This is a genomic window from Massilia putida (assembly GCF_001941825.1).
GTDB classification, from domain to species: Bacteria; Pseudomonadota; Gammaproteobacteria; order Burkholderiales; family Burkholderiaceae_D; genus Telluria; species Telluria putida.
Genome location: NZ_CP019038.1, coordinates 5,675,920 through 5,689,110, shown reverse-complemented (window position 1 = coordinate 5,689,110; position 13,191 = coordinate 5,675,920). Strand labels below are relative to the sequence as shown.

The following is a 13,191-nucleotide window of genomic DNA, read 5'->3' as shown; positions in this document are numbered from 1 at the left end:
GTCACCGACGTCCGTAATAAAAGCTCAAATCGATTTCAAATACTCCACCAGATCCGCTTTCTCTTGCGCCGAGAGCCCCAGGTTGAAGTGGGTATCGTAATGATTCACCACCTCGAGCAGCGTCGGGAATCGCCCGTCGTGATAAAAGCCGCCCTTGGTGTGCGTCCACAGGCCCTTCAGCGGCGCGGTCCGGTACCGCTTGTCCGGCGCCCTATTGGCCTGAAACTCGTCGATGCCAATCTCTTGCGCCGTATGCATATTCCAGCCCGGTTCCGTGAACATCGGTGCAACGTGGCAGCTGGCGCAACGTGCCTTGCCTTCGAAAATGCGCTTGCCGACCATCGCCGCCTTGGCGTCGAAACTGCCCGCGGGCGGCGCCGGCGCGACGATGGCGAGCTGGTAAACGTGCAGCGCCGGGAGCTTTGCGCTGATCAGATCGGGCTCATTGCGAACATTGCCGAAGTTGTTGCGTGCAGCAACCGGGAACTGGACCGGGTCATTCAGCCGAGGATCGTAGAAGGTCCCCTGGCCATGCATTGCCAGATTGGCGACGAACGCGTTCCAATGGGGTACCGATCCCCAGCCCGTCCAGGTATGCAGGTTGACGCCCGCGAGGCCGAATGCCGGCGGGAGCAAGGTTGCCGCTGATTTCCCGTCTGGACGAAAACCTTTCCCATCGAGCAGGAATTCGGCGTCAAATTTTCCCGGTCCCCAAGCCGCGAACACCTTCCGTACGTCGCTTTCGGTCTGGCCCACGATCTTCGCAACGACACTGAGATCGGGCGCAAGATTCACGATCGCCCCCACGTTGAGGTCACGGTTGGCCCAGCCGTCGAGCCGGTGGCCGATCCCGTGCGCCAAAGAATCGTCGACCGTCGAATGGCACAGTGCGCATTGCACACCCATGGTTCGCAAGCGGCCGTTCGCATCGAACCGCCCGGTCACGCCGACGACGGCGTTTGCCTTGAGCAAGGCCAGCGTATTCGCGGGATCGTTCAGATCGATCTTGCCGGACTTCAGACTGTCGACCACCGTCGGCGGTAGCGCGTCGACATCGACCTTCAACCCCACCGTCAACGCGGTTTTCGGGCTCACGCCCGGGCCGACGCCGCCGAAACGCGCGCCCTGGATTGCCTGGTGCAGTTTGATCGTGTCGCCCCAGAAGGCTTCGTCGCCAAAGGTATCGAAGCGGAAGATTCGTCGTCCCTGGGCGACGGCCTGCCTGGCGTCGTCCGCGATTTTCCGGTCGATCGGCGTCAATGCCCGGCCTTCCCCGATCGCGCCGGGCGCCCTGGATTCATCGGTTTGGGAAGCGGCCTGCAACGCCGCAAACGCCGCGATCGACAGCACCGGAATGAGCCACCATGTCAGCCGTTTCATCATTGTCCCCCGTTCTGAATGAACGTTGCCTACAACAAACCAAGGCTCCCCAATGTGATCAACGTAAAACTACGCCGCGTCCTATGCGGCTGACATGACATGTCTCAAGTGAGAACGGGGGGACACAAGACGACTCAGGCGAGCTGACGATAAAAATATGTCGTATTACACGGTCCACCGTCGGGCAACAGCGCAAACCCCGGCACGACACCCAACCGGTTCCACCCCATGCGCGCATACAACCTTTCCGCATCCTGACTGGCCGTATCCAGCACCAGCAGCGTCTTGCCCAAAGTTCGCGCTTCCCTCTCCGCCGCATCCATCAGCGCCGCCCCGACGCCCTGCTTGCGCGCCCGCCGCATCACGAGCATCTTGCACAGGTCGGCCCGATGCGGCTGATTGTCCGGCTGCGCCAGCACGAGGTGGACGGTCCCGACGATGCCGTGCTCATCCTCGGCGACGAGCAGCGCGCGCCTGCCGGCCTCGACGTCGGCGGCGAGCCCGCGCCACCAGCCAAGCGCCTGGCCCAGCGTGAACGGGTGCATGAACCCGACGGACGCCCCGCCCTCCACGCAATCGAACAACACGGCAGCCAGCCCTTCGATATCGGATTCCTGCAGCGCATCAACTCGGCGAACGCGGCAACTCATGATCAGCTCCTGGCGAGTGTGGTAAGGACGACCGCGTAGCGCGCCGGCGCGTCCCCCGGGTTGTAAAAGGAAACCGGTGCATCGAGCTGCATGGCGAGGCAATCGCCCGTCTCCAGCAAATAGGCATCGGCGCCGTGGACGATCTCCATCCGGCCTTCGAGCATCCAGATCTGTTGCAGCACGGCGGGCGTGCGGGCGCCGGCCTCGTACGTGACGCGTGCACGCGGCGGAAACGTCACGTCGACGATACGCGTCGGTGACTGGGAGCCTTCCGGCGATACATTGCGGCGCAAGTAGCCGGAATGTGGGTCCTGCCAAACGACCTGGTCGGCGCAGCGGGCGACGGGCTCGCTCTTGCGTGCCGGGTCGTCGAACAGCGATGCCAGCGGCACGCCGAGGCCGGCCGCCAGCTTGTCGAGCACGACGGCCGTCGGGCTCGTCTCGCCGCGCTCGATCAGCGACAGCATCGACCGGCTGACGCCGCACTGGTTCGACAGCGCATCCAGCGACAGTCCGCGCTCGCTGCGCAGCAGCCGCACCTGTTGGGCGATACGCCCGTTGATGGAGGAATCGTCTTTCATAATGGAGACATTCTCCAATATGAAGGACACCACGTCAAATATTGTGGACCATTTCTCCAGTTTAATGGACAACGAGATCAGGACGTCGGGCCGGGATCGGTCCCTGGCGCGACAAGCAATTCCTTCAGCAACATGTCGTTAAACAAGGGCAGATCGTCCGGCTTGCGGCTCGTGACGAGACGCGCGTCCAGCACGACCGGCTCATCCGACCACTCGGCGCCGGCGTTCGTCAGGTCGCGCTTGAGGCTGGGCCAGCTGGTCAGGTGCTTGCCGGTGGCGATGCCGGCATCGATCAATGTCCACGGACCATGGCAGATCGCCGCGACCATCTTGTCCTCGGCATCGAAATCGCGGATGAAATCGATCGCCTCCTTGCTCATGCGGAGTTGATCAGGATTGGCGACGCCGCCCGGCAACACGAGTCCGTCGAAATCGGCCGGGTTCGCATCGCCCACATTCATCTCGACGCGGAAGCGGTCGGCCGGCTGCATGTGATTGAAGCCTTGCACCTCCTCACCGGCGGCCTTGGGCGCCAGCAGGACGACGGTCGCGCCCCGCTCTTCCAGGAAGGAGCGCGGGCTCGTGTATTCGATCTGTTCCACGCCATCCGTCATCAACATGGCGACGCGCATGCCTTGCAAGGGCTTGCTGGCAACTTGTTCCATATAAACACCTTTTGGTCGAACGCATCAATGCGATCGACCATTCTAGGCAGGGTAGACGGGGCGCGTCGCACGCCGCGAATCAGTGGCGCAGCTCGCTCAGCAGGGCCTGGTTGAAGGCCGGGATGTCGTCCGGCTTGCGGCTCGTGACGAGCTTGCCGTCGACGACGACCGGTTCATCGCTCCATTCGGCGCCGGCATTCTGCAGGTCGAGCTGCAGGGTGGGCCAGCTGGTGACGTGCTTGCCGGTGACGAGGTCGGCGTCGATCAGCGTCCACGGACCGTGGCAGATCGCGGCGATGGGTTTGTTTTCGCGGCCGAATTCGCGGATGAACGTGATCGCTTCCATCGACAGGCGCAGCTGGTCCGGATTGGCGACGCCGCCCGGCAGCACGAGCGCATCGAAGTCGGCCGGGCGCGCGTCGCGCACGTCCAGTTCCACCTTGAACTTGTCGGCCGGGGTCAGGTGATTGAAGCCCTGGATCTCGTCGCCGGTGGGCTTCGGCGCCACGAGCGTCACCTGGGCGCCCTGTTCCTCCAAAAAGCCGCGCGGGCCCGTGTATTCGACTTGCTCCACGCCATCGGTCATGAGGATGGCCACCCGTTTGCCCTGCAGGGCCTGGTTCTGTCCTTGTTGCATGTAACCTCCGTGTCAGCGTTGAAAAAACAGCTAAGCGGGAAGCGCATTGTAGATTTGCCCGATCCGGAACGGCGCGCGAAAAGATACGGACGAGTCAGCCGAACAGCGCCTGCCACACCATCCAGAGGTTGGCGCCGGAAATGACGACGAACAGGAACCACGACAGCGCAGACGTCCACCACGCATTGACGAACTGCCCCATCAGGTCGAGTCGTCCCGTCAGGCGGATCAACGGGTACATGGCGAACGGCAACTGCAAGCTCAGCACGACCTGGCTGCCGACGAGCATCTTGCCGATCGCGTGGTCGCCCAGCGTGAGCACGCCGACCATCGCCGGCCCCAGCGCCAGCGCGCGCGTGAGCAGGCGCCGCTGCCAGCACGGAATCCTGAGGTTCAAGAAGCCTTCCATGATGACCTGGCCGGCGATGGTGCCGGTAAAGGTCGAGCTTTGGCCGGAAGCCAGCAGCGCCAGGCCGAACAGGATGGCCGCCACCGCCGTGCCCGCGACTGGGGCCAGCAGGTAATACGCCTGGTCGATGTCCATCACATTGCCGCCGCCCGGTTTGTAGAACGCGGCCGCGGCCAGCACGAGGATCGCGCCGTTGATGAACAGCGCGAGCAACAACGAGACGACGGTATCGATGCGCGACAGCTTGATCGCTTCCGCGAGGCGGGCGCCGTCCGCATTGAGGTCGTGGCGCAGGATGCGCGTCTGCACGACGGACGAGTGCAGGTACAGATTGTGCGGCATGACGGTCGCGCCGAGGATGCCGATGGCGAGGTACAAGGCGTCCCGCTGGCCCAGCTTTTCCAGCGACGGCGCGAGGCCCGCCATGACGGCGCGCGGGTCCGGATCGACGAGGAACAGTTCGGTGAACAGGCAGACGCCGATGGTGGCGATGAGGCCCAGCACGATGGCCTCCAGTTGCCGGAAACCTTTGCCTTTGAGGCCCAGCACGATGATCGTGTCGAGCGCGGTCAGCGCCACGCCGACGGGCAGCGACACCCCCAGCAACAGCTTGAACGCGAGCGCGCAGCCGAGCACCTCGGCCAGGTCGCAGGCGATGATCGACAGTTCGGCGAACGCCCACAGCCCCTTCGCATGGACGGGCGAATATTGCTCACGGCAATGTACGGCCAAGTCCTTGCCCGTGACGATGCCGAGCCGCATGCTCAGGCATTGCAACACGATGGCCGCCAGGCTGGACAGCACGACGACGAACAGCAGGTCGTAGCCGAACTGGGAGCCGCCCTGGATGGCGGTCGCCCAATTGCCCGGATCCATATAGCCGACCGACACCAGCAGGCCGGGGCCGGCATAGCGCAGGATCTTTTTCCACAGCGGATCGTTCTCAGGCACGTTGACGGTGCCGGAGACTTCCGATGGGCAGAACGGTGCGGTGGCGTTGGTCGGTAGTTTGAGCATAGGCGAACAGGGTAGCACGGGGATTCTAGCGCACGCCCCTGCTTCGCCGAGCCCGCCAAAAGACCGGCGCCCTGGGGCGCCGGCTCAGGCGTCAATGGATGCCTGCGTCGATCCCGAGCACGCGCAGCCGGGCGCGCAGGCGACGGATCTCGTCGGCCATGTCGACCACGAGCGCGGCGAGGTCCTCGTTGGCGTCGAAGTCGCGCTCGACGCGCAGCAGGTGCCGGGCACGGGCCAGGTCGCCGCTGCGGAAACGCCAGCTCGTTACCTGCACGCTGGTCTCGCCGCCCAGCACGCCCGCCCGCACGTGGCGCACGACCCAGTCGGGCTCCACGTCGCAGGCGCGCGCCAGTTCGTCGAGGGTCAGCGCCACGTCCTCCAGCAGCACGCCGGTGAGAATGTCGTCATGCATCGTTCAGGCTCCTATGCGTTCGCGTGGATTGAAAGCAAGGTCGCGCGCCATCGCCTCGTACAGCTCGCGCGCCCGATCGCTGGTGGCGGGAGGCAACACCACGTTCAGCATCAGGTACAAATCGCCCGGCGTCTTGGCCGGAATACCGCGTCCCTTGAGGCGCAGCTTGCGTCCGCTCTGCGACCCCGGCGGCACCGTCACCTCGACCACGCCGGACGGCGTCTGCACCGAGATGCTGGCACCGAGCGCCGCTTCCCACGGGGCCACGGGCACGTCCTGGTACACGTGTGTTCCTTCGACCCGGTAGCGCGGGTCGGGGTTCAGCTGGATTTCCAGATACAGGTCGCCGGCCGGGCCGCCCCCGAAGCCCGGATGCCCCTGCCCGCGCATGCGCAGCTGCTGGCCCGGCGTGACGCCTTTCGGGATGTTCACGGAAAGCGTCCTGTCCTGCATCGTCACCTGGCCCTGCGCATCTTGCTGCGGGACGCGCAGGCTGATCGTGCGCGTGGCGCCCTGGTAGGCGTCGCGCAGGTCGATGGCGATCGCGGCGTGGATGTCCTCGCCGGGCATCTGGAACCCGCCGCCACCCGCGTGCGCACGCCCGCCCGCGCCCCCGCGCGAGCGCCGGCCCACGTGGGCGAACAGGTCGTTGAAGAAATCGTCCGCGCCGGCCCCGCCGAAATCGAATTGGGTGCCCCAGTCCGGCGGCGGCTGGAAGCCCTGGCCGGGACGGTGTCCACGGCCCAGTTCGTCGTACGCGGCGCGCTTTTCCGCGTCGCCCAGCACGTCGTAGGCTTCGTTGATCTCCTTGGTCTTCGCGTCCGCGTCCTTGTGCTTGCTGACGTCGGGGTGGTACTGGCGCACGAGCTTGCGGTACGCCTTCTTGATGTCGTCCTGGGTTGCGGTTTTCTCGACACCAAGCGTCTGGTAGTAGTCCTTGTATTCCACGAGCTTGCTCCTGGATCGGGTTGGATGGTTGGTTGACCCGTATGTGAGGCTGAGTGTTTGCTTTTCAACTACTACCCGGCACTCCCGTCCGATTGTACAAGGGCGCTGCAACCCCTTTCCGCACCGTTGAGCACGAGGATGTGTCCGGAAACCATGAGCTTGTCTCCGGATGCCATGCCGTGCCGCTTGAGGCATCGGCCGCTGCTCGTCAATATGAGACCAGCAGCAATAACAAACCAGAGGAGACAGACCATGCATCACAAATTCCTGCTTGCCGCAGCCATGTTGTCCGCCACCGCAGCCTTGTCCGCCACCGCAGCCGGCGCCGCCGCGCAAACGGCAAGCTTCGCCGGCAGCTACAACGGCGCCTCGACCGCCGGCGGCTCGTGCTCGATGAGCTACAGCATCGCGGGCGTGGAACCGTCCGGAACGGGCCCCTATCCGGTCTTCATCTACATGGTCGGCACCAACGAGACCTATAACAACGCGGCGGCCATGGCGGCCGTGAACGATATGGCGAGCAAGGGCTACGTCGCCGCCACCGTCGACTATGCCGAATCGCAGTTCGGCACCTGCTCCGTGCTGAGCGACAAGTCGAGCTGCATTTTCAATCCGAACAGCACGCTGAGCGCCGTGGCGCAGCTGTGCTCGCGCGCCAAGGCCGATTGCAGCAAGGGGATCGTGGTCGGCGGCTTCAGCCAGGGGTCGATCCTGGCGCTGCTCGCCAAGAACTACGATGCGCGCGTGCAGGCGGCGTATGGCATGGGCATGAGCAATGTGTATTCGACCTACGACTTGTCGTCCTGCGTATCGAACGGCAACCGCACGTTGCCCAGCGACCGGCTGCGCGCCGTCGATGGCGAGCAGGACAATTTTGCCGGCGGCACGCAGTCGGCCGTCCAGAACTCGCTGCAGAACGTCACGGGGCTGAAATGCGCGGCCGGGTCGTATGCCTGCATGAACAGCAATAACAGCGGCTGGATCATCGTCAAGAACAGCCAGGTCGCCGACGGCTCGGCCGACCATTGCTATATGCGCGCGTCCGGCGACTGCTTCGGCAGCCAGAACAGCCTCGACAACAACTGGAACAACGGCACGGCGAACTGGAGCAAGGACACCAATCTGCAATGGCTCACCAACTTCACGACCAAGTAAATCGATGACGCATGCTTGACGCATGCCTCATCGTGTTCATCCGGCCGTCATTAGCATTTCAACCAGTATCCGGCCATGAACGGCAGTGCTAGATTTCCTCGTGTTGCCGTTCGTCCAACAAAGGGGGAAATCATGGTGAGCAAATGGGTCAAGCGCACGAGCATCGCATTGGCGACCCTCGCGCTGCTGGGGGTCGCCACGGCCGGCGTCGGCAAGGTGCTGGGGGAACGCAAGATGGCGCGCAGCATCCCGCTTTCCGTGCGTCCGCTGGACATCGTGCCCGACGTCGCCCGCGTCGACCACGGACGCTACCTGTACAACACGCGCGGCTGCGCCGAGTGCCACGGTGCGGACGGCGCCGGCAAGACCGTCATCCGCGACGGCAGCATGCTCGTCGTCGCCCCCAACATCACGGCCGGTCCCAACGGCACCACGGCGCACTACCGCGTCGTCGACTGGGTGCGGACCGTGCGCCACGGCGTCAAGCCGAACGGCAATCCCGTCCTGATCATGCCCAGCGAGGATTACAGCCGCCTCAGCGATGAAGACATGGCGGCGCTCGTCGCCTACCTGGAGCAGATGCGGCCCGTGCCCGGGGTGAAGGCGTACATCGACGTGCCGGTGCCCGTCAAGGCCTTATATGCGTTCGGCGTCATCAAGGACGCCTCCGAAAAAATCGACCACTCGCTGGCGCCGCCGCAGGCCGTGCCCGCCGCCGTCACGCCGGCGTACGGCGCGTATGTCGCCGCCACGTGCATCGGCTGTCACGGCGCCGACCTGGCCGGCGGCCGCGTCCCCGGCGCACCGCCGTCGTGGCCGTCCGCCGCCCGGCTGGCGCCCGGCAAGGGCAGCGCGATGAACCGCTATCCGACGCCGGACGCGTTCATCACTATGCTCCGCACGGGCCACCGGCCGGACGGCAGCGCGGTAAGCAGCGTGATGCCGTTCGGGTCGTTCCGGCAGATGAACGAGACGGATCTGCGGGCGCTGTATGCCTACCTGAAGTCGGTGCCGGGGACGACGCTGGCGCAGCGGTGACTTGCTGTCATGTCGGGCACTGCCAGAAATGGCTTTGCGGCACTGCCGGCAACGGCTTCGCGCGCAGGCGGGAATAGTGACCCGGCACTATTCCCGCCATGCTGAGTTACCGAAGCCCACGGCGAATGAAGTCGGCATCGCTTCCCACGTTGCGATTCCCGATGCTCAATATGGGTTCCCGCCTGCGCAGGAACGACGTGTTGACGGCGCGGGTTACTGCCTGCGCGGAAACGACGTGTTGAAGGCGCGGGTTCCTGCGTGCGGGAACGACATGTTGCAGGCGCCGGTTTCCGCCTGCGCGGGAACGGCGTGTTGAAGGCGCGGGGCGTCCCGTCACACGGGCTTGTCAATTCCTCAGTAAAATGCGCGGTTTCCCCAGCAAGCCGAACATGACAAACCTGTCCAGCACCGGCGCCCGCGCGGCGCATCCCGTCCGCACCGAGATCGCCACGCTGTGGCGGCTCTCGTGGCCCATGCTCGTGGGCCAGCTCGCGACCGTCGGCATGGGCGTGGCGGACGTCGCCATGACGGGCCACGTCAGCGCGGCGGAACTGGCCGCCGTGTCGCTCGGCACGTCCGTGTGGTCGATCATCCTGGTGACCGTCATGGGCATCATGATGGCCGTGAACTCGGTCGTGTCGCACGAGATGGGCGCCGGGCGCTTCGACCGCATCTCGCACTCGGTGCGCGAATCGCTGTGGATGGGCTTGGGCGTCGGCGTCGTGGGCTGCCTGGCCGCGAACCTGTGCACGCTCGTGTTCGACCACATCGGCCTCGACGCGGCCGTGGCCGACCGCGCGTCGACGTTCCTGCACATCATCAGCCTCGGCATGCCCGCGTTCGCCTGCTACCGCGCGCTGTACGGCTATACGACGAGCATCAACCAGACCAAGCCCATCATGGTCATCGCCGTCGCCGGCCTGCTCTACAACATCGTCATGAACTGGCTGTTCATCTTCGGCGAGTTCGGCCTGCCGAAGCTGGGTGCGCTCGGCTGCGCGGTGTCGACGGCCAGCGGCGTGTGGCTGATGCTGGGTGCGATGGTGTTGTGGGTCAAACTGTCCGGCGCGTATCGCCGGACCGATCCGTTCACGCACTGGGAAGGACCGGACTGGGGAGAGATCACCACGATGCTGCGCCTGGGCCTGCCGATCGGCGTCACGCATTTCGCCGAAGTCAGCGCGTTCGGCATCATCAGCCTGCTCGTGGCGCGCTTCGGCGTGATCGAGGTGTCGGCGCACCAGATCGCGCTCAATTTCGTGTCGCTCGTGTTCATGGTGCCCTTAAGCTTCGGCATCGGCGCGCTCACGCGCGTGGGCCAGGCGATGGGCGAAGGCAATCCCGTGCGGGCGCGCTTCGTCGCGTGGGTCGGCACTGGCATGTGCATCGCGTTCGGGGTGCTGTCGGCGATCTGCATCGCCCTCTTCCGCTGGCAGATCGCGGCGATGTACACGTCGGACGCGGCCGTGCAGGCCACGTGCGTGATGCTCCTGCTGTTCGCTGCGCTGTTCCAGCTGTCCGATTCGACGCAGGTCGCGGCGGCGTCCGCCATCCGCGGCTACAAGGTGACGCGCTCGCCGATGGTGATCCAGATGATCGCGTTCTGGGGCGTCGCCCTGCCCGTCGGCTGGGTTCTCGGCCTGGCGCCGGAATGGTTCCCGTGGTCGCCGGGCAAGCCGATGGCGGCCACCGGCTTCTGGATCGGCCTCGTGCTGGGCCTGACCGTGGCCGCCGTGCTGCTCGCGTGGACGCTGAACCAGCTGTCGAAGCTGCGTATCCGCGACCTCGCGCATGCGCCCGTGACGCAAGTCCGCTAAGCGGACGAAAAAAAGCCGATGGACGGGGAATCCATCGGCGTAACCCTAGGAGAGAGTTTCATCCTATTGTCGGCATTGGGGCGCCGACGAAATGATCATAGTGCATTGCTGCGAATGCAAACATTACGATCCATCCATCATTGACAATCGTCCGCCGGCCCCTTGGCCGGGCGTATTTGCAGCGTTTCCGCATCGAGTCTGGTATCGTTCCGCCGTTGCACAAAATAAATTTCCCATTCTTTACCCAAGAGATTCCATGCGCCATCTTCTCTGCCTTTTAGCCGCATTGTCGGCCGTTCCCGCACATGCGGAACGGCTGACGCTGGACCGTATCCACGCCGACCCGGCGTTGTCCGGTCCAGGCGTCCGCAGCCTGCGCGTCTCGCCCGACGGCGAACGCGTGACCTTCCTGCGCGGACGCGCCGACAACCAGTTCCAGCTGGACCTGTGGGAATTCAATATGAAGGACAAGACCACGCACCGCCTGGTCGACTCCAAGCAATTGGTCCCGAACGAGAACCTGTCGCTGGAAGAGAAGGCCCGGCGCGAGCGCGCCCGCACGGCCAGCCTGTCCGGCATCCTGAGCTATAGCTGGTCGCCCGACGGCAAGCAGCTGCTGGTCCCGATCGCGGGCGACCTGTACCTCGTCGACGTGAACCAGCCGGGAGCCGCGCGCAAGGTCGCGTCGGGCAACGTCGGCGATCCGAAGATTTCGCCGAAAGGCCGCTACGTATCGTACGTGCGCGACCAGAACCTGTTCGTCATCGACCTGACGACGGGCCAGGAGCGCCAGCTGACGACCGACGGCAAGGACACCGTGCACAATGGCGAAGCGGAATTCGTCGCGCAGGAAGAGATGGACCAGCACACCGGCTATTACTGGGCGCCGGACGATTCCGCCATCGCCTACCGCCGCTACGACGAGGCGCAGGTGCCCGTTGCGCGCCGCTTCGAGATCTTCGCCGACCGCACGGAAGTCATCGACCAGCGCTACCCCGCCGCCGGCGCGAAGAACGTGCTCATCGACCTGATGATCGTGAACCCGGCGACGGGTGCGCAAAAGCGGGTCGACCTCGGTCCTGAAAAAGATATCTACCTCGTGCGCGCCGACTGGAGCGCGGACGGCAAGACCCTCGTCTACCAGCGCCAGTCGCGCGACCAGAAGCGCCTGGACCTCGTCGCCGTCGACGCGGCCACCCTGGCTCAGCGTCCGCTCTTGACCGAGACCTCGAAGACCTGGGTCAGCATCCACGACGATCTGCGCTTCCTCGGCCGCCAGAAGGCGTTCATCTGGGCATCCGAGCGCAGCGGCCGGAAGCACCTGTACCTGTACGATATGTCCGGCAAGCTGCTGCACCCGATCTCGAGCGGCGAATGGGGCGTCGACAACATCCTCGCCGTCGACGAACAGGCCGGCAAGGTCTATATCGCATCGAACAAGGATGCCGTCATCGACAAGCAGACCTATGTGCTGAACCTGGACGGCAGCAACGCGAGCAAGCCCGTCCGTCTGACCAAGCAGGACGGCTGGCACGAGGACGTGTTCTCCCGCAACGGCAAGATTTTCGTGGACACGTTCTCCGATCCGAACACGCCGCCGCAGGTGTCGATCCGCCGCGCGGACGGCGCGATGGTCGAGTGGCTCGAGCATAACGAGTTGAACGCGCAGCATCCGTATGCGAACTACGTGAAGGATCACCTGCCGACGGAATACGGGACCATTCAGGCGCACGATGGCCAGACGCTCCACTACTCGATGATCAAGCCGGCCAATTTCGACGCGGCCAAACGCTACCCGGTCTTCCTGTTCACGTACGGCGGCCCGCACTCGCAGCGCGTCACGCGCCAGTGGGGCAATCTGTTCAACCAGTACATGGCGCAGCAGGGCTTCGTCGTGTTCGTGCTGGACAACCGCGGCTCGTCGCGCCGCGAGCGCGCGTTCACCGACGTCATCTACGGCAACCTCGGCGCGCATGAAGTCGAGGACCAGCTGACGGGCATCGACTGGCTCGCCAAGCAGAGCTTCGTCGATCCCAAGCGCGTGGGTGTGTTCGGCTGGAGCTATGGCGGCTTCATGACCTTGCGCCTGCTCGAGGCAGGCTCGGACAAGATCGCCATGGGCGTGGCGGTGGCGCCGGTGACGGACTGGTCGCTGTACGACACGCACTACACGGAGCAGTTCGTGGGCGCGACGCCGCAGTCGGACCCGGCCGCCTACGAGCGCAGCGGCGTGTTCGCGCACCTGGACGGCCTGAAATCGCCGTTATTGCTGGTGCACGGCATGGCCGACGACAACGTGCTGTTCACGAACTCGACGCGCCTGATCGACGCGCTCGTCAACCGCAACGTGCGCTTCGAGCTGATGACGTATCCGGGTGCCAAGCACGGCATTTCGTCGCGGGCGGGGCAGCGGCATGTGTATGGCTTGATCGAGGCGTTCTTCAAGAAGAACCTGGGCGGGACCGGGCCGAAATAAGGCGAA

General features: G+C 64.9%; 12 protein-coding genes. 4 read left to right on the top strand and 8 right to left on the bottom strand.

The features are described from left to right. Positions 1-24: 24 nt before the first annotated feature. The 8 genes from BVG12_RS27480 to BVG12_RS27445 all read right to left on the bottom strand — a co-directional run bounded on the left by BVG12_RS27480 (position 25) and on the right by BVG12_RS27445 (position 6,699). On the bottom strand, positions 25-1,383 hold the full coding sequence (locus tag BVG12_RS27480) for a hypothetical protein (protein WP_075795174.1): 1,359 nt from the start codon (positions 1,381-1,383) through the stop codon (positions 25-27). A 131-nt stretch (positions 1,384-1,514) separates the two neighbouring features. Further along, positions 1,515-2,030, bottom strand: coding sequence for a GNAT family N-acetyltransferase (locus BVG12_RS27475; RefSeq protein ID WP_075795173.1), 516 nt, complete (start codon positions 2,028-2,030; stop codon positions 1,515-1,517). 2 nt (positions 2,031-2,032) lie between these two features. Beyond that, complete coding sequence (locus BVG12_RS27470; protein WP_075795172.1) at positions 2,033-2,611, bottom strand: helix-turn-helix domain-containing protein; 579 nt, start codon at positions 2,609-2,611, stop codon at positions 2,033-2,035. A 77-nt stretch (positions 2,612-2,688) separates the two neighbouring features. Then, a complete protein-coding gene (locus BVG12_RS27465) occupies positions 2,689-3,276 on the bottom strand; it encodes a type 1 glutamine amidotransferase domain-containing protein (RefSeq protein ID WP_075795171.1) in 588 nt (195 codons plus the stop codon). Positions 3,277-3,355: 79 nt separating this feature from the next. Then, a complete protein-coding gene (locus tag BVG12_RS27460; protein WP_075795170.1) occupies positions 3,356-3,913 on the bottom strand; it encodes a type 1 glutamine amidotransferase domain-containing protein in 558 nt (185 codons plus the stop codon). Between the two features lie 94 nt (positions 3,914-4,007). Continuing rightward, complete coding sequence (locus BVG12_RS27455) at positions 4,008-5,339, bottom strand: Nramp family divalent metal transporter (protein WP_075795169.1); 1,332 nt, start codon at positions 5,337-5,339, stop codon at positions 4,008-4,010. A gap of 91 nt (positions 5,340-5,430) precedes the next feature. Then, positions 5,431-5,751 carry a chaperone modulator CbpM gene (locus BVG12_RS27450; RefSeq protein ID WP_075795168.1) on the bottom strand — a complete coding sequence of 107 codons (321 nt, stop codon included), beginning with the start codon at positions 5,749-5,751 and terminating at the stop codon, positions 5,431-5,433. Positions 5,752-5,754: 3 nt separating this feature from the next. Further along, positions 5,755-6,699, bottom strand: a complete 945-nt coding sequence (locus BVG12_RS27445; RefSeq protein ID WP_075795167.1) for a DnaJ C-terminal domain-containing protein — start codon at positions 6,697-6,699, stop codon at positions 5,755-5,757. A 252-nt stretch (positions 6,700-6,951) separates the two neighbouring features. Here BVG12_RS27445 and BVG12_RS27435 point away from each other — a divergent pair, with 252 nt between their 5' ends. The 4 genes from BVG12_RS27435 (at position 6,952) to BVG12_RS27420 (ending at position 13,185) form a co-directional block, all read left to right on the top strand. Beyond that, on the top strand, positions 6,952-7,854 hold the full coding sequence (locus tag BVG12_RS27435; protein WP_075795165.1) for a hypothetical protein: 903 nt from the start codon (positions 6,952-6,954) through the stop codon (positions 7,852-7,854). A 132-nt stretch (positions 7,855-7,986) separates the two neighbouring features. Further along, positions 7,987-8,892: a c-type cytochrome gene (locus BVG12_RS27430; RefSeq protein ID WP_229503731.1), complete on the top strand. Its 906-nt coding sequence runs from the start codon at positions 7,987-7,989 to the stop codon at positions 8,890-8,892. Between the two features lie 389 nt (positions 8,893-9,281). After that, a complete protein-coding gene (locus tag BVG12_RS27425) occupies positions 9,282-10,709 on the top strand; it encodes an MATE family efflux transporter (RefSeq protein ID WP_075795164.1) in 1,428 nt (475 codons plus the stop codon). 256 nt (positions 10,710-10,965) lie between these two features. Next, on the top strand, positions 10,966-13,185 hold the full coding sequence (locus BVG12_RS27420; protein ID WP_075795163.1) for a S9 family peptidase: 2,220 nt from the start codon (positions 10,966-10,968) through the stop codon (positions 13,183-13,185). Positions 13,186-13,191 lie beyond the last annotated feature (6 nt).

What these genes read in the sequence shown, in the direction of transcription:
- BVG12_RS27480 (WP_075795174.1), bottom strand. Translation starts at nt 1,383, where the DNA reads ATGATGAAACGGCTGACATGGTGGCTCATTCCGGTGCTGTCGATCGCG.
- BVG12_RS27475 (WP_075795173.1), bottom strand. Translation starts at nt 2,030, where the DNA reads ATGAGTTGCCGCGTTCGCCGAGTTGATGCGCTGCAGGAATCCGATATC.
- BVG12_RS27470 (WP_075795172.1), bottom strand. Translation starts at nt 2,611, where the DNA reads ATGAAAGACGATTCCTCCATCAACGGGCGTATCGCCCAACAGGTGCGG.
- BVG12_RS27465 (WP_075795171.1), bottom strand. Translation starts at nt 3,276, where the DNA reads ATGGAACAAGTTGCCAGCAAGCCCTTGCAAGGCATGCGCGTCGCCATG.
- BVG12_RS27460 (WP_075795170.1), bottom strand. Translation starts at nt 3,913, where the DNA reads ATGCAACAAGGACAGAACCAGGCCCTGCAGGGCAAACGGGTGGCCATC.
- BVG12_RS27455 (WP_075795169.1), bottom strand. Translation starts at nt 5,339, where the DNA reads ATGCTCAAACTACCGACCAACGCCACCGCACCGTTCTGCCCATCGGAA.
- BVG12_RS27450 (WP_075795168.1), bottom strand. Translation starts at nt 5,751, where the DNA reads ATGCATGACGACATTCTCACCGGCGTGCTGCTGGAGGACGTGGCGCTG.
- BVG12_RS27435 (WP_075795165.1), top strand. Translation starts at nt 6,952, where the DNA reads ATGCATCACAAATTCCTGCTTGCCGCAGCCATGTTGTCCGCCACCGCA.
- BVG12_RS27430 (WP_229503731.1), top strand. Translation starts at nt 7,987, where the DNA reads ATGGTGAGCAAATGGGTCAAGCGCACGAGCATCGCATTGGCGACCCTC.
- BVG12_RS27425 (WP_075795164.1), top strand. Translation starts at nt 9,282, where the DNA reads ATGACAAACCTGTCCAGCACCGGCGCCCGCGCGGCGCATCCCGTCCGC.
- BVG12_RS27420 (WP_075795163.1), top strand. Translation starts at nt 10,966, where the DNA reads ATGCGCCATCTTCTCTGCCTTTTAGCCGCATTGTCGGCCGTTCCCGCA.